This is a genomic window from Fructilactobacillus sp. X7R4C1, assembly GCF_059901115.1.
In genome coordinates this window covers 1-247 of record NZ_JBWXVD010000030.1, presented here as the reverse complement: position 1 = coordinate 247, position 247 = coordinate 1, and the positions used below count along the sequence as shown (strand labels likewise).

At 37.7% G+C, this 247-nt stretch carries 1 protein-coding gene; it reads left to right on the top strand.

Translation table 11 applies throughout. The annotated features are described in order from the left end of the window. Positions 1-247 (top strand): hypothetical protein (locus AC6UC9_RS07040; protein WP_500701546.1); only part of this gene is annotated, 247 nt, incomplete at both ends.

The window sequence follows — 247 nt, the reverse complement described above, 5'->3', positions numbered from 1 at the left end:
AATTAGGTTGCCCAACCAAACTAGAAAGTGAGCAGTATTACGCTATACCATCACGCTTGATGCAACTCATATACTCAAAGGCTATCGAGTATATAGATACTTACTATCCTATTCGAGATACATTATTAGATATCCATACCGAGCAGCAAGAAAACTATGAAATTGGCAAAGCGGCTGTTGATAACAAAATAAAATCAGGTCAATGGAACTGGTTAACATCTGATTCCCCTCACTACAAAGCTGAGAT